This window comes from Streptomyces sp. NBC_00775 (assembly GCF_036347135.1).
Classification (GTDB): Bacteria; Actinomycetota; Actinomycetes; order Streptomycetales; family Streptomycetaceae; genus Streptomyces; species Streptomyces lutosisoli.
In genome coordinates, this window is the sequence record NZ_CP108938.1 from 8323800 (window position 1) to 8342492 (window position 18693).

At 69.9% G+C, this 18693-nt stretch carries 18 protein-coding genes; 9 read left to right on the forward strand and 9 right to left on the reverse strand.

From position 1 onward, the window contains the following. Positions 1-14: 14 nt before the first annotated feature. The 3 genes from OIC96_RS36935 to OIC96_RS36945 form a co-directional block, all read right to left on the reverse strand. Positions 15-845: a pectate lyase gene (locus OIC96_RS36935; RefSeq protein ID WP_330303663.1), complete on the reverse strand. Its 831-nt coding sequence runs from the start codon at positions 843-845 to the stop codon at positions 15-17. Between the two features lie 87 nt (positions 846-932). Next, a complete protein-coding gene (locus OIC96_RS36940; protein WP_330303662.1) occupies positions 933-1817 on the reverse strand; it encodes a hypothetical protein in 885 nt (294 codons plus the stop codon). Then, the gene (locus tag OIC96_RS36945) at positions 1814-2380 is read right to left on the reverse strand and encodes a SigE family RNA polymerase sigma factor (RefSeq protein ID WP_327427767.1); all 567 of its coding nucleotides are present in this window, start codon (positions 2378-2380) and stop codon (positions 1814-1816) included. Before OIC96_RS36945 ends, OIC96_RS36940 begins: the two co-directional genes overlap by 4 nt. Before the next feature lie 258 nt (positions 2381-2638). Between OIC96_RS36945 and OIC96_RS36950 the strand changes: the two genes are divergently transcribed. Next, on the forward strand, positions 2639-4090 hold the full coding sequence (locus OIC96_RS36950) for an NCS2 family permease (protein WP_330303661.1): 1452 nt from the start codon (positions 2639-2641) through the stop codon (positions 4088-4090). Positions 4091-4182: 92 nt separating this feature from the next. Here OIC96_RS36950 and OIC96_RS36955 read toward each other — a convergent pair whose 3' ends face one another. Both OIC96_RS36955 and OIC96_RS36960 read right to left on the reverse strand, forming a co-directional pair. Further along, positions 4183-5634, reverse strand: a complete 1452-nt coding sequence (locus tag OIC96_RS36955) for a peptidoglycan D,D-transpeptidase FtsI family protein (protein WP_330303660.1) — start codon at positions 5632-5634, stop codon at positions 4183-4185. Positions 5635-5755: 121 nt separating this feature from the next. Continuing rightward, positions 5756-6529 carry an IclR family transcriptional regulator gene (locus tag OIC96_RS36960; protein ID WP_330303659.1) on the reverse strand — a complete coding sequence of 258 codons (774 nt, stop codon included), beginning with the start codon at positions 6527-6529 and terminating at the stop codon, positions 5756-5758. 143 nt (positions 6530-6672) lie between these two features. On the opposite strand from OIC96_RS36960, the gene OIC96_RS36965 reads away from it, so the two are divergent. Next, entirely contained in the window at positions 6673-8202 is a 1530-nt protein-coding gene (locus tag OIC96_RS36965) for an aldehyde dehydrogenase (NADP(+)) (protein ID WP_330303658.1), read from the forward strand. Positions 8203-8252: 50 nt separating this feature from the next. Continuing rightward, the gene (locus OIC96_RS36970) at positions 8253-8861 is read left to right on the forward strand and encodes a DUF1349 domain-containing protein (RefSeq protein WP_330303657.1); all 609 of its coding nucleotides are present in this window, start codon (positions 8253-8255) and stop codon (positions 8859-8861) included. A gap of 270 nt (positions 8862-9131) precedes the next feature. On the opposite strand, the gene OIC96_RS36975 is transcribed toward OIC96_RS36970, so the two are convergent. Beyond that, positions 9132-10529, reverse strand: coding sequence for an MFS transporter (locus OIC96_RS36975; protein ID WP_330303656.1), 1398 nt, complete (start codon positions 10527-10529; stop codon positions 9132-9134). 133 nt (positions 10530-10662) lie between these two features. Here OIC96_RS36975 and OIC96_RS36980 point away from each other — a divergent pair, with 133 nt between their 5' ends. From OIC96_RS36980 to OIC96_RS37005, 6 genes are all read left to right on the forward strand, one after another. Further along, positions 10663-11601 carry a GlxA family transcriptional regulator gene (locus tag OIC96_RS36980; protein ID WP_330310050.1) on the forward strand — a complete coding sequence of 313 codons (939 nt, stop codon included), beginning with the start codon at positions 10663-10665 and terminating at the stop codon, positions 11599-11601. Between the two features lie 38 nt (positions 11602-11639). Further along, the gene (locus OIC96_RS36985; protein WP_330310049.1) at positions 11640-12113 is read left to right on the forward strand and encodes a GNAT family N-acetyltransferase; all 474 of its coding nucleotides are present in this window, start codon (positions 11640-11642) and stop codon (positions 12111-12113) included. A gap of 132 nt (positions 12114-12245) precedes the next feature. After that, on the forward strand, positions 12246-12965 hold the full coding sequence (locus tag OIC96_RS36990) for a DsbA family oxidoreductase (protein WP_330303655.1): 720 nt from the start codon (positions 12246-12248) through the stop codon (positions 12963-12965). A gap of 127 nt (positions 12966-13092) precedes the next feature. Continuing rightward, complete coding sequence (locus OIC96_RS36995) at positions 13093-14142, forward strand: aminotransferase class V-fold PLP-dependent enzyme (RefSeq protein ID WP_330303654.1); 1050 nt, start codon at positions 13093-13095, stop codon at positions 14140-14142. A 65-nt stretch (positions 14143-14207) separates the two neighbouring features. After that, positions 14208-14804 (forward strand): RNA polymerase sigma factor, encoded by a 597-nt coding sequence (locus tag OIC96_RS37000; protein WP_330303653.1) that lies wholly within the window; start codon positions 14208-14210, stop codon positions 14802-14804. 103 nt (positions 14805-14907) lie between these two features. Beyond that, positions 14908-15936: a maleylpyruvate isomerase family mycothiol-dependent enzyme gene (locus OIC96_RS37005; RefSeq protein ID WP_330303652.1), complete on the forward strand. Its 1029-nt coding sequence runs from the start codon at positions 14908-14910 to the stop codon at positions 15934-15936. A 121-nt stretch (positions 15937-16057) separates the two neighbouring features. On the opposite strand, the gene thpD is transcribed toward OIC96_RS37005, so the two are convergent. The 3 genes from thpD to ectB are packed head-to-tail and all read right to left on the reverse strand — an operon-like array spanning position 16058 to position 18667. Next, positions 16058-16945 carry an ectoine hydroxylase gene (gene thpD, locus OIC96_RS37010; RefSeq protein WP_330303651.1) on the reverse strand — a complete coding sequence of 296 codons (888 nt, stop codon included), beginning with the start codon at positions 16943-16945 and terminating at the stop codon, positions 16058-16060. A 7-nt stretch (positions 16946-16952) separates the two neighbouring features. Continuing rightward, complete coding sequence (locus tag OIC96_RS37015; RefSeq protein WP_330303650.1) at positions 16953-17357, reverse strand: ectoine synthase; 405 nt, start codon at positions 17355-17357, stop codon at positions 16953-16955. A gap of 38 nt (positions 17358-17395) precedes the next feature. Beyond that, positions 17396-18667: a diaminobutyrate--2-oxoglutarate transaminase gene (gene ectB / locus OIC96_RS37020; RefSeq protein WP_330303649.1), complete on the reverse strand. Its 1272-nt coding sequence runs from the start codon at positions 18665-18667 to the stop codon at positions 17396-17398. Between the last annotated feature and the right edge of the window lie 26 nt (positions 18668-18693).

The window sequence follows — 18693 nt, forward strand, 5'->3', positions numbered from 1 at the left end:
ACTTGAAGGTTCACTCAGTTGTACGTGATGTCGGATGACGAGAAGTTGCAGGTGGTTCCGTCCGCGCCGGTGCCGAGTTCGGTCGGCTCCTTGCCGGTGTTGTTGCCCTGGAAGCGCACGCACGTCTTGATCTTCTTCTTGCTGTCGCCGTGGATGCGGATGTTGCGCAGCGAGGCGGTGTCGCCGTAGTTGGCGTTGACACCGACGATCGCCTTGAGCGGCGCCGTCACATCCACGTCGTTGATGATGATCGTGCGCTTGTACTGCGTCTTGCAGTTGCCGCAGGAGCGGACCAGCTTGCCGGAGTTCTCGACCTGGAACTTGCTGACCACCAGCTTGCCCGCGCCGTTGAACTGCAGGACCTTGTCGTCCGCGCCCTTGGCGCCACCGCCGTAGACCTTGTAGACGGCCGATGACGACTTGCCCTTGAAGCTGGCCGCGTCCTCGCCGACGTCCAGCCACCACACGTTCTGCAGGGTGCAGCTGCCCAGACAGTGCACGCCGTCCGCGGCCGGGGTGCCGATGATCACGTTCTTGAGGGTCGCGCCGTCGGCGAGCTCGAAGATGGGGCCCTGGTCCTCGTCCTGGCTGCTGGTGCCCAGGTCGCCGGAGCCGTAGAACTTCGTCAGCTTGCCGTCGTACGTGCCCGACACCGAGATCGTCTTCGACACGGCCTTGCTGCCCTTGGCGTCCGGCCACGCCGTCGCCGCGCCCGCCGAGCCCAGCATCGTGGTCGTGACGATCGCCGCTCCGGTCAGGCCGAGAGCGGCCGCGCCGCCGATGACGGCACGCCGCCGGGTGACCCGGCGACGGTGGCGGACGCGCTGTTCAACTCGTGCAGTCATGAAGCGAGTTCCTTGGGTGGGAGGAGATCGTTACGTCTCCTGGTCGCCACTGCCGAGGAAAGGGTTGCCCGCCGCTCGGGAATTTTTTTACGAGTCTCCGTCGGACGCCGTCTCGCCGCTGTCCTGGGCCGCGAAACCGCCCTTCACGGCGGACTGTTCGCCGCCCGTGTCGGTCGCCGTCATCGAGTAGCTGTCGTCCTTCGCGTCCCGGCCGCCGCGGTCGTGGTCGTACTGGCCGGCGAACACCCACTCGCCTCCCCAGACCGTGTGGTCCGGCTTGAGCACCCAGGTGTAGACGAGGAAGCCGTCCTTCTCGACGACCGTCGTCGTGAAGTCGTCCTCGGGCAGCGAACGCCAGGCGCCGGTGTTGGTGACCCCGCCGGTCTGCCTGATCTTCAACTCGACGGTGAGCGAGGTGAGCTGCTTGCTGTTCTTCAAGGTCACATTGCTCTGCGCCCAGAACTCGTTGCTGTGCGGATCGACCGAACCGTCGGACCAGAGCGGGCCGTCCTCGGCGCCGCTCGCGGCGGGCGGCTGGGCCGTGGCGGAGGCGGAGTTCTCGGGCGTCGGGCTCCCCGAGGGTGACGAACTCGGCTTCCCGGACTGCTCCGACGTACCGGAACGGTGGGTGGGGTCCGGGTCGACCGGCGCCCGGCTCGTCGCGTCCGGCGACGGATCGGGGGTCGGTGAGACCGCGACGGTCTGCTGCGCCGGGGTGTCGTCCTTCACCGCCGAGGCGACCGCGTAGCCGCCCACCGCGAGGACGCTCGCGACCGCGGCCGTGGCGCCCACCACGCGGGCCCAGCCGAGCAGCGGCGGACGCGCCGCGCGCCGCGAGGGCCGGCGCTCGTCGGCGCCCGCCATCCCGCGCTCCACCCGGGCCAGGATGCGCGCGCGGTCGGGCTCGTACGCCTCGGCCGCCTCACGCAGCCCGGCGCGCAGCTCGTCGTGCACGTCCTGCGCCTTCCTCATCGGTCCCTTCCTCCGGCTCCGCCCGTGGGCAGCACTCCCGCGTGCACCCGCATCGGGGCCTCTTCGGTGCCGAGGAGCCGCTTCAGTTCGGCCATGCCCTTCGACGTCTGCGACTTAACCGTACCCACGGAAACACCGAGGGCGAGAGCCGTGTCCTTCTCCGAGAGGTCGAAAGCATGCCGCAGCACGACGCACGCGCGCTTGCGGAACGGCAGTTTGCGCAGCGCTTCCTGGACATCGACCTTGCCCGGGATGTCGGGGTTCTCGGTCTTGTCCTCGCGCTGCGACCAGAACAGCGTGATCCGGCGGCGCTCACGAACGGCGCTGCGTATGCGGGTGCGGGCCAGGTTCGCGACGACACCGCGCGCGTACGCCACCGGATGGTCCGCCGCGCGCACCCGGTCCCAGCGATTCCACAGGGCGAGCAGCGCGTCGGCCGCCAGATCGTCGGCGGCGTCCGGCTCACCCGTCAACAGATGGGCCAGGCGGGCCAGTTCGGCATAGTGCCGATCGAAGAAGGCGTGGAACTCCACGGAGGCTGCGTCGTCGACGACAGTGCCCACGGGCGACCTCTCCTCGCTGCGGCAATTCGGCACCTGTGCAGGTGCGTACGTATACGGCCCCGTGTGTCACCTGTGAAGAAATGGTGTTCCCGTGGGGCGAGATGCGAGAGCGTACCAGCCGGTCGTACAGGGCTTCGAACGACGTATGGCAGGCCGAACCCGATTCCGTAACACGGAGAAAACCTGAAACCGGTTCAACGAGGGAACAATCCAGCCAGCATCCGCACACCCAGCACGCAGGTAACGAGGAGTAACGCCATGTCCGAAACCAAGAAGGTGGCCGACCGGCCAACTGCCGCGCCTCCAGCGGCGAACAGCGTCGACGGGTTCTTCAAGATCTCCGCTCGGGGCTCCACCTTCGGCCGGGAGATACGCGGCGGCTTCGCCACGTTCTTCACCATGGCCTACATCCTTGTCCTGAATCCCATCATCCTGGGCAGCGCCAAGGACAAGTTCGGGCACCACCTCGACGCCGTCCAACTGACCACCGCCACCGCCCTGGTGGCCGCGGTCATGACGATCATCATGGGCGTCGGCGGCAACCTCCCGCTCGCCCTCGCCGCGGGCCTCGGCCTCAACGCGGTCGTCGCCTTCCAGATCGCCCCGCTGATGAGCTGGGACGACGCGATGGGCCTGATCGTCCTGGAGGGCCTGCTCATCTGCGTGTTGGTGGTGACGGGCCTGCGCGAAGCCGTCATGCACGCGATACCGCAGCCGCTGAAGCAGGCGATCAGCGTCGGCATCGGCCTCTTCATCGCCTTCATCGGCTTCGTCGACGCCGGGTTCGTCACCCGTATCCCGGACATCGCGCAGACCACCGTGCCGGTTCAGCTGGGCGGTACCGGCACGCTGGGCGGGTGGCCGGTTCTCGTCTTCTGTCTCGGTGTGCTGCTGACCATCGGGCTGCTCGCCCGCAAGGTCAAGGGCGCGATCCTCATCAGCATCGTGACCATGACCGTCGTCGCGATCATCATCAACTCCGTCGCCGACATCAAGAGCTGGGGCCTGACCACGCCCAAGATCCCCGACGATGTCGTGGCCTCACCGGACTTCGGACTGCTCGGTCACTTCAGCCTGTTCGGCGCGTTCGGTGAGACCAGCGCCATCACCGTCGTCCTGCTGGTCTTCACCCTCATCCTGTCCGACTTCTTCGACACCATGGGCACGGTCGTCGGCATCAGCGCCGAGGCGGGCCTGCTCGACGAGGAGGGCAAGGTGCCCAACCTCGGCCGGGTGCTGCTGATCGACGGTGCGGCGGCGGTCGCGGGCGGTGCGGCGTCGGCGTCGTCCTCGACGTCGTACATCGAGTCGGCGGCAGGGGTCGGTGAGGGGGCGCGCACCGGGTTCTCGAACCTGGTCACCGGTGGGCTCTTCGCCCTCGCGCTCTTCCTGACCCCGCTGCTCACGATCGTTCCGCTGCAGGCCGCGGCGCCCGCGCTCGTGGCGGTCGGGTTCCTGATGATGACCCAGGTCAAGCACATCGACTGGGACAAGTACGAGATCGCCATCCCCGCGTTCCTGACGATCGCCGTGATGCCGTTCACGTACTCGATCACCAACGGCATCGGGGCGGGGTTCCTGGCCTACGTGGTGATCAAGTCCGTGCTGGGGAAGGCGAAGGAGGTCCACTGGCTGCTGTGGGCGGCTTCGGCGCTGTTCCTGGTGTACTTCGCGATTGACCCGATTGAGCAGTTGTTCAACGTGAAGTAGCTTCCGCAGGTTGGTGGTCGGCTGCGGGTTCGTCGTGGCTGGTCGCGCAGTTCCCCGCGCCCCTAAAAGAAGGGGCGCGGGGCAGTGGAGCCTCAATTTTTCAGTGCTGCCTGCATCATTGCCTTGGCGACCGGGGCCGCCAGGCCGTTGCCGCTGACCTCGGACCTCGCCGCATCCGACTGCTCGACCATCACCGCGACAGCGACTTCCTTGCCGTTGGAGTCGGACTTCGCGTACGACGTGAACCAGGCGTACGGCGTCTTGCTGTTCTTCTCGCCGTGCTGGGCCGTGCCGGTCTTGCCGCCCACCGTCGCACCGGAGATCTGCGCGTTCGTTCCGGTGCCGTCCGTGATGACCGTCTGCATCGCGGACTGGAGCTGCTCGGCGGTGGAGGAGCTGACGATCTCCTTGGTCTCCGTGCTGTCGTCGTAGTTCTTCAGCACATTGCCGTCGGCGTCACTGGTCTGCGACACCATGTGCGGCGAGACCAGCTTGCCGTCGTTGGCTATGGCAGCGGACACCATGGCCATCTGGAGCGGGGTGGCGGTCACATCGAACTGGCCGATGCCGGTCAGCGCCGTGGACGACTTGTCCATGTTCGACGGGTACACGCTGGTGTACGCCCGGACCGGCACGTCCTGCGTCGTGTCGTTGAAGCCGAACTTCTCCGCCATCGCCTTGACCTTGTCCTGGCCCAGGTCGACGGCCATCTTCCCGAAGACGTTGTTGCAGGAGTACTGCAGCGCGACGCGGATCGAGGCGTTCTTGCAGGGCGCCGACGAGCTCTCGTTCTTCAGGGGGGTGGTCGTGCCCGGCAGGGTGTACGGGTTCGGGCTGTCCGTCTTCGTGTCCACGTCCGAGTACAGCCCGTCCTCCAGCGCGGCCGCCGCGACGACCAGCTTGAACGTCGAGCCCGGCGGCAGCGGCTGCCGCAGCGCGCGGTTCACCAGCGGCTTGTCGGAGTCCTTCTTCAGCTTCTTCCAGACGCTGCTGTTGCCCGCGCTGATCGTCGTCGGGTCGTACGACGGTGTCGAGACGACCGCGAGGATCTTGCCCGTCTTCGGGTCGATCGCGACGGCCGCGCCCTTCTTGTCGCCCAGCGCGTTGTACGCCGCCTTCTGGACATCCGGGTCGATCGTCGTGACGACGTCACCCGGGTCGGCGCGCTTGTTGGTGAGCGTGTCGAGCGGGTTCTTCAGCTGGGTGGCGGTCCCGTCGAGCAGGTCCTGGTAGATGCCCTCCAGCTGGGTCGCCCCGTACACCTGTGAGCTGTAACCGGTGACCGCCGCGTACAGACTGCCGTCCGTGTACGTGCGCTTGTACTTGAGGTCGCTGCCCTTCGTCTGCGCGGAACCGGTGATCGCGTCGCCGGCCACGATGATGTTCCCGAGCGGGTTCGCGTAGAGCGCGATCGCGTTCCGCCGGTTTTTCTTGTCCTCCGCGAGCGCCTTGCCGTCGTAGAACTGCACCCAGGTCGCCCTGACCAGCAGGGAGAGCACGAGCAGCAGACTGAAGACGGCGGCACGCCTGATCGTCTTGTTCATCCCGCTCAAGAAGACGAGCGAGGCCGGGCGGATCGTTCCCTTCCGCCCGGTTTTCTCATGCGCCCTTCATGAAACCGGTGGTCAGCCGGGGGTCAGTTCGCGGGAGGGGGCAGCCGTACCGTCACAGCCTGCGCGTCGCCAGTGTCAGGCGGTCGCGGGCGTCGAACAGGGCGTCCTTGACCATCTGCTCGTGCGCGGGGGTGAGACGGGCCACCGGGACAGAGCAGCTGATCGCGTCGCGGGCCGGAGTGCGGTACGGGATCGCCACGCCGAAGCAGCGCAGCCCCAGCGTGTTCTCCTCGCGGTCCACCGCGAAGCCCTGCTCGCGGACCTGGTGCAGCTCCTCGATGAGCTTCTCCCGGTCGGTGATCGTGTGCTCGGTGAGCGCCGGGAGCGTCTCGGGGAGCATCTTGCGGACCTGCTCGTCGGTGTGGGTGGCGAGCAGCGCCTTGCCGAGGGACGTCGAGTGCGCGGGAAGACGCCGGCCGACCCGGGTGAAGGGGCGCAGGTAGTGCTGCGACTGGCGCGTGGCCAGATAGACGACGTTCGTGCCGTCCAGGCGAGCCAGGTGGATGGTCTCCGTCGTGTCGTCCGACAACCGGTCCAGTGTGGGGCGGGCCGCGGCGACCACCTCGTCGCCGTCGATGTACGACGTGCCGACCAGCAGCGCCCGTACGCCGATGCCGTACCGCGTGCCCGTCGCGTCCGTCTCGACCCAGCCGAGCTCCACGAGCGTCCGCAGCAGCATGTAGAGGCTGGATTTCGGATAACCGACGGCCTCCTGGACCGCGGCCAGGGAGTGCATACCGGGCTTGCCGGCGAAGTACTCGAGCAATTCCACGGTCCGTACCGCGGACTTGACCTGCGCTCCGCCGCCTGTCTCGCCTGCCGACATCGCCCTTGACCCCCTCGTTCGACGGGAAATAGTCTCCGCATCATATTCATCATCAGAGACAGCGTTCAGTATATCGAACGCCCCTGGTGGATGACACAGGAACTGCGGTGAAGAACTGCGGCAACAATCTGGAGGGACCCGCGGTGGCAGCAGCACCAGTCTGGAGTGTCGACCCCCGAACCGGGAAGCAGCGTGAACAGGTTGCGGTGGAGGCCACAGCCCAGGAGGTGGACGAGGCCGTGCGCGCCGCGCACGCCGCGCGCCCCGCGCTCGCCGACCGCACCGTGCGCTCCGCGTTCCTGCGCACCGCCGCCGACCTGCTCGAAGGCGCCAAGGACCAGCTCGTCGAGGCCGCGGACGCGGAGAGCGCGCTCGGCCCGGTCCGGCTCACCGGGGAACTCGCTCGCACCTGTTACCAGTTGCGCGCCTTCGCGGACATCGTCGACGAGGGCGCCTTCCTCGACGTCGTGATCAACCACCCCGACGACACCGCGACCCCGCCGATCCCGGACCTGCGCCGCTACAAGGTGCCGCTGGGCGTCGTCGCCGTCTACTCGGCCTCGAACTTCCCCTTCGCCTTCTCGGTCGCCGGCGGTGACACCGCGAGCGCGCTGGCCGCCGGGTGCCCGGTCGTCGTCAAGGCCCACCCCGACCACCCGGGGCTGTCGGAGCTGGTCGCGGCCGTACTGCGCCGGGCCGCCTCCCAGCACGACATCCCCGTCGGCGTCCTCGGCCTGGTCCACGGCTTCGAGGCGGGCGTCGAACTCGTCAAGCACCCGCTGGTTTCCGCCGCCGGGTTCACCGGTTCGGTCCGTGGCGGCCGTGCCCTCTTCGACGCGGCGGCCGCGCGCCCCGTGCCGATCCCGTTCCACGGCGAGCTCGGCTCGCTCAACCCCGTCGTGATCACCGAGGCCGCCGCCGCCGAGCGTGCCGAGGCGATCGGCGCCGGGCTCGCGGGCTCGATGACCCTGGGTGTCGGCCAGTTCTGCGTGAAGCCGGGCCTGGTGCTGGCGCCGGCGGGCGCGGCGGGCGACCGCCTGGTCAAGTCGCTGACGGACGCCGTCAGTGACACGGACGCCGGTGTCCTGCTCGACCACCGTATGCGGGACAACTTCATCGCCGGTGTCGCCGAACGCGCCGAACTCCCCGACGTGGAGTCCCCGGTGACACCGGGCGCGGGCGGCGAGCACACGGTGAGCCCCGGCTTCCTGACCGTGCCCGCGCACAAGCTCACGACCGAGGGCGAGCACGACCTGCTCCTGGAGGAGTGCTTCGGGCCGCTCACGGTGGTCGCGCGCTACGAGGACGAGTCCGAGGCCAGCGCGGTGCTCTCCCGCCTTCCCGGCAACCTCACCGCGACCGTGCAGCTCTCCACGGAGGAGGCCGCCGGCGAGGGCCGCGGCGCCGAGATCCTCGCCGAGCTCACCCCGCTCGCCGGGCGTGTGCTGGTCAACGGCTGGCCGACCGGTGTCGCGGTCGCCCCGGCCCAGCACCACGGGGGTCCGTACCCGGCGACGACCTCGACCTCGACCTCCGTCGGCGGTACGGCGATCGAGCGGTGGCTGCGGCCCGTCGCCTACCAGAACGCGCCGGAGGCGCTGTTGCCGGCGGAGCTGCGTGACGACAACCCGCTGGGGCTGCCCCGGCGTTACGACGGGCGTCTGGAGCGGTAGTGCCGTTGGAGCCGTGGTTGTTCGCGGGACGGACCTGAGAGACTCACGCAATGGACGTCGAACTTCCCCAACTGCCCTTTCCCCTTCGCACGTATGGGCCCGACGGGCACTGGTCCTACGAGGACGGGGTGCTCGCCGGATGGGCAGGCCCTCGGCAGGACCGGTTCGTGCCGCCCACCGGGGAGGGGCTCGATCCCGCGTCCGACGCGCCCCGGCTGCTCGGGGCGCCCGAAGGGGACTTCCAGCTGATCGCCCGTGTCACGGTCGGCTTCGCGGGCTCCTTCGACGCGGGGGTCCTCTACGTCCACGTGGGCGAGCGGGCCTGGGCGAAGCTGTGCCTGGAGTACTCCCCGGATGTGCCCACCGTCTGCACGGTGGTCACCCGGGGGCACTCCGACGACGCCAACTCCTTCACTGTGGACGGCAGTTCCGTCTGGCTCCGGGTGAGCCGGACGGGGCGTGCGTTCGCCTTCCACGCCTCGCGTGACGGTGAGCGCTGGACCTTCGTACGGCTCTTCACGCTGGGCGACGAGAAGGAGACCGGCGCGGCCCTTGTCGGCTTCATGACTCAGTCGCCGATGGGGGAGGGGTGCGTGGTGACCTACGACGGGATCGAATTCCGTCCCCACTGGCCACGGGACTTGAGAGACGGCAGTTGATCGCCCCCGCCGCCCCTACCCGTCCCATCCCGTTCCTGGGGGCTGCGCCCCCAGACCCCCGCTAAAAGATTGCGCAGTTCCCCGCGCCCCTGAAAGACAAAAGCACCCGGGGTGGGCGGGGGATCGTGGGGCGCAGCCCCGCGCCTTTAGGGGCGCGGGGAACTGCGCGACCAGCCCCCACCCACCCGCAGCCAAAACGCAACGCACGGGGTCGAAGGGGCGGAGCCCCTGGAGGATGGGACGGGTAGGGGCGGCGGGGGCGAGAACCCCTTAGCGAGCCCGGCGCAGGGTGAGCGTCGCCGCTGTCGTCGCGGCCAGCAGTCCCGCGCTGATCGCCAGGCTCATCCGCATCCCCGACTCGAATCCCCCCGAGACCAGGGAGCCGAACGTCGCGATGGCGAGGCCCCCGGCGACTTGGCGGGCCGAGTTGAGGACCCCCGCTGCCAGCCCCGCCCGGGCCGAGGGCACGGCCTCCAGCATCGCGGCCGTCAGCGGCGGGATGGTGAGGGCGCAGCCCAGGGCGAGCGGGACGAGGAGCAGGGCCACGAGGCCGGTCGGGGTCGACGAGTCGACGTACAGGAGGAGCAGGAGCCCCACCGTGGCCAGGGACTGGCCCAGCAGCATCGGCAACCGTGCTCCGTAACGCCCGGCCAACTTGCCCGCCGCGATGTTCGTGACCGCGATCAGCCCGGTCATCGGCAGGAACATCAGTCCCGCGTACAGGGCTGAACGGCCCTGGACCTGCTGGAAGAAGAGCGAGAACAGGAACACCACTCCGTAGAAGGCCACGCTGACCGTGGCACCCGCGGCGACGGTCACGGTCACGTTCCGGCTGCGGAACAGACCGAGCGGGACCACGGGGTGTGTCCGGCGTGACTCGACCCGGACGAAGACGAGTGCCGCGACCGCCGCCACTCCCAGCGCCACCAGCCCCGTCCCCCCGCCCTCGATGACCGCGAACGTCAGCGCCGTGAGCGCCACGATCGCCGTCAGCTGGCCGGGCAGATCCAGCGGCGCGGGCCGGCGCGGGGAGCGTGGCGCCCGCGTCAGCAGGGCGAGGGCCACCATCCCCAGCGGCAGGTTGATGAAGAAGATCCCCCGCCAGTCCCACACCGTGGTCAGTGCTCCGCCCGCCACCGGACCCAGCGCCACCGCGACCGAGCCGCCCGCCGCCCACAGGGCCACCGCCCGCGCCCGCTGCGCGGCATCCGCGTACGCCTGTCGTACGAGTGCGAGCGAGGCCGGCAGTACCACGGCCGCCGCGGCTCCCTGCACGATCCGCGCGCCCACCAGCACCGGAAGATAAGGCGCCAGTCCGCACGCCACCGACGCCAGCGTGAAGACCGTGATCCCGATCCCGTAGGCCCGGCTCGCCCCGGCCCGGTCCGAGAAGGCCCCGGTGGACAGCATCAGCGCCGCGAAGGCCAGCGTGTACGCGTCCACCACCCATTGCAGCCCCGACATTCCGCCCCCGAGCGCCGCCCCGATCGACGGGAGCGCCACGTTCACCACGGACGCGTCGAGGGTGATCAGCGCGAAGCCGAGGAGGGCGGCGGTGAGGGTGAGGGCGGGGGAGGGGGAGAGGGAGGGGGAGGGGTTCGATCCGCTTGTGGGAGACGTGAGTTGTGCATTGGCGGCGGGCGCTTCGGTGGTCGGGTTCGTTGGCATGAATCCATGCTGCGGATCGACGTCGGCGTACAGTAGTGGCCTGAATGCCATACGTCCGGAGGTTCTGGCCATGCTCGCCGCGCAGGGGGCCACGCCCCATCGCATCGCCGTCATCGCGCCTTCCCCCGTCTCGATGTTCAACCTCGCCATCCCGGAGCTCCTCTTCGCGAAGGTCGAGGTCGACGGCGGTCCGGGCTACGAGCTGGTCGTCTGTACCCCCGAGCCCGGCCCGATCACCACCACCGGCGGACTCGACCTGCACGTCGGGCGCGGCCTCGACGCCGTGCGCGACGCGGACACCGTGCTCGTCGCGGGCACCGGACAGCGGTACGTGCCCGATCCGGCCACCGTGACCGCCGTACGCGAGGCCGCCGCCGCGGGCAAGCGGATCGCCTCCATCTGCAGCGGCGCCTTCGTCCTCGCCGAGGCCGGACTGCTCGACGGCCGCAGCGCCACGACGTACTGGGAACTGGCGGACGAGCTGAGCAAGCGGTACCCGGCGCTCGACCTCAAGGGCGACGTCCTGTACGTGCAGGACGGCCAGATCATGACCTCGTCCGGGTACGCCGCCGGGATCGACCTCTGCCTGCACATCATCCGCACCGACTACGGCGCCGCCGTCGCCAATCAGGTGGCCCGGCTGGCCCTCGTCGCCCCCGTACGGCCGGGCGGCCAGACCCAGTTCACCCAGACCCCGCTGCCGCCCGAGCGCGGCGAGGCCTGTGCCGACACCCGCGGCTGGGCGATGCGCAACCTCGACAAGCCGCTCACGCTCACCGACCTCGCCCGGCACGCGGGCGTCAGCGTGCGCACGCTCACCCGTCGCTTCCACGCCGAGAGCGGGGTCAGCCCCCTCCAGTGGCTGCTCCACCAGCGCGTCGAGCGTGCCAAGGAACTCCTGGAGACGACCCCCCTCCCCATGGACCAGGTGGCCCGCGCCTGCGGCCTCGGCACGGCCGACTCGCTGCGCGGCCATCTGGTCCGCCGTACCGGCCTCACCCCGAGCGCGTACCGCACGCAGTTCAGCCGCCTGGGAACCGCCCCGAAGCCGGTCACGTCCTCCGTTGCGTGATCAATGACCGTGTGAATCGTGTGAGCCATGTGAACCGCGTGATCAGGACCGCGCTGCCCGCCGAGGCCGCGGCCGTCGCCGATCTGCACGCCCGGGCCCGGGCGACGTACTACCCGGACGGGATCCCGCAGGATGGCACGGACTGGCTCGCCGGCTGGCGGAGTGCCATCGAGCGGCCGGACGGGCAGGTGCTGTGCGCCGTCGACGAGGGCCGGATCGCGGGCATCGCCTCCTTCCGCACCACGGAGGGCGCCCCCGCCGACACGGTGAAGCTCTTCCAGTTCCATGTCGACCCGGACCACTGGCGGGCCGGGATCGGTACGGAACTGCACGCGGCCTGCGTCGAGCAGTGGAAGGCCGACGGGAAGCGCACCGCCACCCTCGACGTGCACATCGACAACCGGCGCGCCCAGGCCTTCTACGCCCGCCTGGGCTGGATCCCCGACCCGGAGAACCCGCCGGCCGAGGACGATCACCATCTGTACCTGCGGTTCTCCGTGACGGGGCAATGAGACAGGGGACTGCGACAGGGGACCGCGACAGGGGAATGAACCCTGCCGCTTGAACGTTCACGTACCGATGACCCCCGGAGGGCGTCCGCACTGACCCGTACCCGTACCCGTACGACCTGGAGAGCCGAAGACATGCGCGTCGAGATCTGGAGCGACATCGCCTGCCCCTGGTGCTACGTGGGCAAGGCCCGCTTCGAGAAGGCGCTCGACGCCTTCCCGCACCGCGACGACGTCGAGGTCGTACACCGTTCCTTCGAGCTCGACCCCGGCCGTGCCAAGGGTGACATCCAGCCCGTGATCAAGATGCTGACCAAGAAGTACGGCATGAGCGAGGCGCAGGCGCAGGCCGGCGAGGAGAACCTGGGCGCGCAGGCCGCCGCCGAGGGCCTGGCGTACCGCACCCGGGACCGTGACCACGGCAACACCTTCGACATGCACCGTCTGCTGCACTTCGCCAAGGAGCAGGGCAGGCAGGACGAGCTGATCGGCCTGCTCTACAAGGCGAACTTCGCCGAGGAGCGGACCGTCTTCGACGACGACGAGCGGCTCGTGGAGCTGGCCGTGGCCGCCGGGCTCGACGCCGGCGCGGCCCGCGGGGTCCTGGCCGACCCGAAGGCGTACGCCGACGACGTGCGCGCCGACGAGCGCGAGGCCGCCGAGCTCGGGGCGAACGGTGTGCCGTTCTTCGTCCTCGACCGCAAGTACGGCGTCTCCGGTGCCCAGCCCGCCGAGGTCTTCGCGCAGGCGCTGACCCAGGCGTGGGGCGAGCGCCCGCCGCTGAAGCTGATCCAGGACGCTTCCGCCGACGCGGAGGCCTGCGGCCCGGACGGATGCGCCGTACCGCAGCACTGACCTCTGCACCGACATCAGCGGTGAAGCGGTGAAAGCGCAGGTCGGGATGCACATATAAGCGTTCCTTAGCGGAACCACGTAAAACTCCGCAATGGACGGGGGGTTCCTGGGGCCGCAGAGTGGTCCCATGGAGACCTTCGAGACCCTCGTACGTGCCGAGTTCGCCCCGAAGAACACCTACCTGAACACCGCGAGCGCCGGGCTCCTGCCGGCCCGCGCGGTGGCCGCCATGCACAGCGCCGTCGAGTCCGTCGCCGCCGGGCAGCCGGCCGACATGTTCGCGGACGTCGAGGCGGCGCGGGCGTCGTTCGCGCGGCTGGCCGGGGTTCCCGGACGCCGGGTGGCGGCCGGGGCCTCGGTCGCCGTATACAGCGGGCTGATCGCCGCCTCGCTGCCGCAGGGCGCCGAAGTCCTCACCGCCGAGGCGGATTTCAGCTCCGTCGTGACCCCCTTCCACGTCCGCGGCGACCTCAAGGTCCGCGCCGTACCGCTGGAGCGGATCGCCGAGTCCGTACGCCCCGGCACGGCGCTCGTCGCGGTCAGCGCCGCGCAGTCCGCGGACGGGCGGGTCGCCGATCTGGACGGGATCCGTGAAGCCGCGCGGGCACACGGAGCCCGTACATACATCGACGTCTCCCAGGCGGCCGGCTGGCTCCCTCTGGAGGCCGGCGCGTACGACTACGTCGCCTCCGTCGCCTTCAAGTGGCTCGTCTGCCCGAAGGGTGTGGCCTTCCTGGTCGTTCCGGAGGACCTCGGCGGGCTCACCCCCGTGTTCGCGGGCTGGGTCGCGGGGGAGGCACCCTGGGACAGCTGCTACGGCCCGGTCGAGGAACTCGCCCACTCCGCACGGCGGTTCGACGAAAGCCCCAGCCTCTTCTCGTACGTGGGCGCCCGGCAATCCCTGGCCCTCATCGAGGAGTTGGGCGTGGCGAACGTACACGCCCACGACCTCGCCCTCGCCGACCGCTTCCGCGAAGGGCTGCGGGCACTGGGCCACGAACCGGTCCCCGCCCCCGGCTCACCGATCGTCTCCGTACCCGAACTCGGCCATACTCAGGCCGACTTGAGCCGCGCCGGAGTCGAAGTGGCCAACCGTGCGGGCAACTTGAGGGCCGCGTTCCACCTGTACAACACATCCACGGATGTCGACCGGCTGCTGGACGTCCTGTCCGGCTGAGAACCGGACACCGGCTCTGGCCCTCTGGCGCGGGGTGCGGCGGGGCGCTAGGAAGGCACCACGAGGTGGTGGTACCGGTGGATCCGACGCTCACGGACGCCGAACTGCATCGGCGGCTGGTGTACGGGGACGAGACCGCGCTGGCCGAGGTGTACGCCGTGTACGGCGGGCTGGTCCGGCGTGTCGCCGTACGGGTCACGCGCAGTCCGGCCGCCGCCGAGGACGTGGCGCAGGAGGTCTTCGCGCAGCTGTGGAGCAGGCCGTACGCCTTCGACGCAGGCCGGGGTTCGCTGCGCACCTGGCTGTCCATGCTCGCCCACCGGCGGGCCGTGGACTGGGTGCGCAGCGAGGCCCGGCACCGCAAGGACGCCCGCGCCGACGACTCCGCGCTGCACGCCATCGCCGACACCGGGCCCGGCCCCGACGAGACGGTGGTCGACCGCGAACGCTCCCTCCTGCTGCACACCGCCCTCGCCGAACTCCCGCAGCCCCAGCGCGAAGTGGTCCACCTCGCCTACTTCGCGGGCCGCACCTACCGCCAGGCCGCGGTGGAGCTGGGCATCCCGGAGGGCACCGCGAAGACCCGCCTCCGCTCCGCCCTGCGCAAACTCGCCGAATCCCTGGCCGACCCACCGGATCCGGCGCTGGAGAGGGGCGCGTGATGACGCCGCGGGTGGGCCCGGCCGGGCCGGGCGTGCGTATGGTGGCCACAGCGGGGCGAGGTGCGGCCACCATGCCGGCCATGGCCCGGAAGGGCGGCACGTGATGAGCACCGACCACGACGACGTACGGGACCTGCTGGCGGCCTGGGCATGCGGCGCGCTGACCCCCGCCGACGAGCGGACGGTCCCCGCGCACCTGGCGGAATGCGAGTCCTGCGCGGCCGAGGCCGAACAGCTGCGGGAGACGGTACGACTCCTGGACGGCGCTCCCCGGCCGCCCCTGGGCAACAGCGCCGCGGGCAACCCCGACGGCGTCCTCGCCCTCGCCCTGCGCGCCCGTCCGGCCGCCCCGCGGGTGGCCGCGCACGCCGCTCCCTACGCCGCCGCCGTCGCCGGACTCCGGGCCCTGCTGCGGGAGTTGGACGGGCCCGGGACCTGGGGCACGCCGGTCGTACACGACTGGGACGTGCACGCCACCGTCGCGCATCTCATCGCGGCGGACGAGCCGCTGGCGCGCAGGCTGGGCCTGGCAGCCCGAGTGCCGGAGTCCCGGATCGCGGAGGGGACGGGATGGGAGGACGCCTGGACCGAGCGGACCGCCGACGTGATCGCGTACGAGCAGGGGCGGACGCCCGAGGAGACCGTCGCCGCGTGGACCGCGCAGGCCGGCGCGCTGCTGGCCACACTGGAGGCGAGGGATCCCGAACGGGCCGCGCACGCCACCACGTTGATGGGCGTACGGCTGCCGGTCGCCGACCACTTCGTCGTGCGGGCCTTCGAGGCGTGGATCCACACCGACGACATCGGACGCGCCCTCGGCCTCACCGTGCCCCCACCCCTGGACCCCCACTTGCGGCAACTCGTCCGCCTCGCCGTCCGCATCCTCGGCCTGGCCCTGGGCCCCACGGCACCACCGGTCCTCTTCACGGTGACCGGCGCAGAGCCTGACACCCAGTGGATCCTCGGTTCCGAGGACGAGCCCGTACAGGCCGAACTCGTCCTGGACCCGGTCGACTTCTGTCTACTGGTGGGCGGGCGGTACGCGCCCGACGAGGTGCCCCGGGGTGCCGTGGGGGACGACGCCGCGATCAGCGACGTACTGGAGCGGGCCGCGTCACTGGCATGGCTGTAGGCCCGGCACTCCGATGAAATGCCGGGCCACGCCCACTACTTCACCGGAGTGAAGTCCCTCGCCCCGATGCTGTGTCTGATTGCGGCTTCGCCGCGGGTCGGCTCCGCCGACCGCAACAGGATCACCGCACCGGAGTGAAGTCCCTCGCCCCGATGAACTCGGGCCTGCGGACGGGCGCCGCGAACGGCTCCACGGCCGAGTTCTCCACGCTGTTGAACACGATGAAGACATTGCTGCGCGGGAACGGGGTGATGTTGTCGCCCGAGCCGTGCATGCAATTGCAGTCGAACCAGGTCGCGGAACCGGCCCTGCCCGTGAAGAGTTTGATGCCGTGCCGGGTGGCGAAACGGGTGAGCGCCTCGTCGGAGGGCGTGCCCGCGTCCTGCATCTGCAGCGACTTCTTGTAGTTGTCCCGCGGTGTGGCGCCCGCACACCCGAGGAACGTCTTGTGCGACCCCGGCATGATCATGAGGCCGCCGTTGGTGGCGTAGTTCTCGGTCAGCGCGATCGAGACGGACACCGTCCGCATGTTCGGCAGACCGTCCTCGGCGTGCCAGGTCTCGAAGTCCGAGTGCCAGTAGAAGCCGCCGGCCCCGAATCCCGGCTTGACGTTGATCCGCGACTGGTGGACGTACACGTCCGAGCCGAGGATCTGCCGGGCCCGCCCGACCACGCGCTCGTCCCGGACGAGGCGGGCGAAGACCTCGCTGATGCGGTGCACCTCGAAGACGGACCGGATCTCCCGCGACTTCGGCTCGACGATGGCCCGCTCGTCGGAGCGGATCGCCGGGTCGCCGAGGAGCCGCTCCAACTCCTGCCGGTACACGGCCACTTCGTCCTCGGTGATGAGCTCCTCGACGGGGAGGAAGCCATCACGTTCGTATGCCTGGAGCTCGGACACCGCGATCGGTCCCGGCTCGCCCGGCGGGCTCCACACGACCGGGTCCTGGCGGGGCACGGAGACCTCGGTGGCACCGCGGCTGGGGTAGAGATCGGTGACAGTGGTCATGGTGATGTCACACCTCCTCGGGCTCGGTGAGCAGGGGATAGACGCCGTTCTCGTCGTGGTCCTCCCGGCCGGTGACGGGCGGATTGAAGACGCAGACGCAGCGGAAGTCCTCCTTGATCCGCATGGTGTGCCTCTCGTGCCCGTCGAGGAGGTACATGGTGCCGGGCGTGATCGTGTACTTCTGCCCGGTCTCGTCGTCGGTGAGCTCGGCCTCGCCCTCGACGCACACGACGGCCTCGATGTGGTTCGCGTACCACATCGACGTCTCCGTACCCGCGTACAGGATCGTCTCGTGCAAGGAGAATCCGACCTTCTCCTTGGCGAGGACGATGCGCTTGCTCTCCCAGGTGCCTGAGGCCGACCGGACATGCCGGTCGGTGCCTTCGATGTCCTTGAACGAACGGACTATCACGGTGGTGCGACGCCTCTCTCTCGTGGCTCGGGTGTGTGTCAGGCGGTCTCGCGTACGGCGCGGGCGAGGGTGCGCAGCCCCTCGTCGAGCTCGTCCGGGGTGATGGTGAGCGCCGGGAGGAGCTTCACGACCTCGCTCTCCGGCCCGGACGTCTCGATGAGCAGTCCGAGGTCGAAGGCGCGTTGCGCGATACGCCCCGCGCGCTCCTTGTCCGTGAACTCCATGCCCCAGACGAGTCCCCGCCCCCGGTACTCCTTGACGTCGGCGAGGTTCTCCTCGGTGAGGGAGATCAGCGCCTGCTCGATCTGCTCGCCGCGGGCACGGGTCTGCTTCTCCATGACGGAGCCGTCGGCCCAGTAGGCCTCCAGGGCCGCGGTGGCCGTGACGAACGCCGGGTTGTTGCCGCGGAACGTGCCGTTGTGCTCGCCCGGCTCCCAGATGTCCAGCTCGGGCTTGAACAGGCACAGGGACATCGGAAGCCCGTACCCGCTGATGGACTTGGAGACGGTCACGATGTCGGGCACGATCCCCGCCTCCTCGAAGGAGAAGAAGGCCCCTGTCCGTCCGCAGCCCATCTGGATGTCGTCGACGATCAGCAGCATGTCGCGCCGCGCGCACAGGTCGGCGAGGGCGCGCAGCCACTCGGGCCGCGCGACGTTGATGCCGCCCTCGCCCTGCACGGTCTCGACGATGACCGCGGCGGGCTGGTTGAGCCCCGATCCCTGGTCCTCCAGGAGCCGCTCGAACCAGAGGAAGTCCGGGACCCGCCCCTCGAAGTAGTTGTCGAACGGCATCGGGGTGCCGTGCACGAGCGGGATCCCGGCGCCGGCCCGCTTGAAGGCGTTGCCGGTCACCGCGAGCGACCCGAGCGACATCCCGTGGAAGGCGTTGGTGAAGGACACGATGGCCTCGCGCCCCTTCACCTTCCGCGCCAACTTCAGCGCGGACTCCACGGCGTTGGTGCCGGTCGGCCCCGGGAACATGACTTTGTACGGCAGATCGCGCGGCCGCAGGACGAGGTTCTGGAAGGCCTCCAGGAAGGCGCGCTTGGCGGTCGTCGACATGTCGAGCCCATGGGTGACGCCGTCGCGCTCCAAGTAGTCGATGAGGGCCCGTTTGAGTACGGGGTTGTTGTGCCCGTAGTTCAGCGACCCCGCGCCGGCGAAGAAGTCGAGGTACTCGTGCCCGTCCTCGTCGTACATCCGGCTGCCCTGCGCCCGGTCGAAGACGGTCGGCCAGCCACGGCAGTAGCTGCGCACCTCCGATTCCAGGGTCTCGAAGACACTCAGGTCGGGCTGGGTGATGCTCACAGCGAATCGCTCCTCGAAGCGTGTGT